Origin of the sequence: Streptomyces silaceus (genome assembly GCF_001419745.1) — a bacterium.
GTDB classification, from domain to species: domain Bacteria; phylum Actinomycetota; class Actinomycetes; order Streptomycetales; family Streptomycetaceae; genus Streptomyces; species Streptomyces silaceus.
On record NZ_LIRJ01000601.1, the window covers coordinates 1 to 1713 of the forward strand.

Genomic DNA, 1713 nt, shown 5'->3' on the forward strand with positions numbered 1-1713 from the left:
CCCCTGCCGCTTCCGCCGTCTTCCCCGCCAGCAACCCCTCCGAGCGCGCGTCCCAGCCGACCCCGCCCCCGGGAGCCCTCGGCGTGTCCACACCCTCCGTACCGTCCACCGCGTCCACCGCGTCCACCGCGCCCTGCTGTCCACTCATACCGCCGCCCCCTTCAACTGCTCCTGCTCGTCCTCTTCCTGGGGCACCGCCCAGCTGGGCACCCCGCTGGGCGCACCGCCGCCCTCCGGTCCGGCCACGGGTCCCACCGCGACCGCCCAGCGGCCCGGCACATGGGCCTCCGCCGGGTTGGCGAACGGGACCGGCTCGCCCGCCTCGTCCACCGCGTCCCGCCGCACGGGGCAGTGCGAGACGATTTCTAGGTAAATGCCCCTAAATGCCTCGACGTTCTGCTCAACGGTGAAGAGTTCGAGGGCCCGCGCCCGCGCCGCCGCGCCCAGGCGCTCGCAGCGCTCCGGGTCGCGCAGCAGCGCCACGCACGCCTCCGCGAGCGCCCGCGGATTGCGCGGCGGCACCACGAGCCCGGTGCCGCCGATGACCTCGACCACCGCGCCGACGTCCGTCGAGACGGTCGCGCGCCCGCAGAACATGGCCTCGACCAGGCTGATCGGGAAGCCCTCGACGACGCTGGAGAGCACCACGACGCCGCCCGCGGCGTACGCGTCGGCGAGTTCGGGCACCTCGGGCCCGCCGATCTCCTCGAAGGAGACGGGGTTGTCGCCGACGGAGTGCACGCCGTCGGCCTCGTCGGGGAAGAGCTGCGCGGCCAGCGCCCGGCAGTGCGCGAGGTACTCCGCGGCCTCGGGCCCCTCGGCCGGCGCGCCAACGATCCGCAGACGCGCCGCGGGCTCCTCCTTGCGGACCTCGGCGAAGGCGTGGAGCAGCGAGATCAGGTCCTTGGCGGGCTCGATGCGGCCGACCCACAGGAGCGTGGCGGGGTCGGCGGCGAAGGCGTCGTAGCCCCCTTCGCCGATCTCCGCGAAGTGGCCCGACGCCATGCCGGGGTACACCGTGCGCAGCTTCGCACGGTCGGCGCCGCACCGTTCCTGCCAGCGCCGGGCATGGGTGTTGCCGGGGGTGATGACGGCGGCCTGGTGGTACACCTCCGCGGCGAGGAGGCCGTGGAAGGACGCGAGCAGCGCACGCGCCGGCGCACTCAGGTCGGTGCCGCCCGCGGCGAGGTAGTGGGCGCGCAGCTGCACGCCGTACTCGGTCACGAGCAGCGGCACCCCGGCGAAGTGCTTGGCGAGCAGGCCGGGCAGCGCCGCGGGCCCGCCGGAGGTGGCGTGGCACAGGTCGACCGCGCCGAGTTCGTCGTCCTCGTACCAGTCGAGGGAGAGCGGGCGCAGCGCCCGCTCGATCAGCCCGGCCGCGGCGAGCAGGTCGGGCACGCGGGCGCCCCGGGCGGCCCGCAGCGCGCCCGGCGCGCGACAGGCCCGCTCCAGCGCGCGGACGGCGGACTCGGAGCGCAGCGCGCCCACCAGTCCGCCCTCGTCACGGGCGAGTTCGGCGAGGCCGTACAGCGCGCTGCCGAAACGGTCCGCCACGGCGCCGCGAAGCATCCCGGGACCGGACAGGGAACCCGGCAAGGCCCCGGACAGGGGACCCGGCGAGGAGCCGGGCAAGGACCCTGCCGAGACACCGGGCAGGGAACCCGGGGAGGACCCGGTCGACGCCCCGGCCGACGCGTCCGCCGGACCCCCGAC

The 1713-nt window shown here is 76.0% G+C and carries 1 protein-coding gene; it reads right to left on the reverse strand.

What is annotated here, in order from left to right:
- Window positions 1-144 precede the first annotated feature (144 nt).
- Window positions 145-1713: glycosyltransferase (locus tag AOK22_RS37460; RefSeq protein WP_107102130.1), on the reverse strand; the 1569-nt coding region annotated here is incomplete at its 5' end.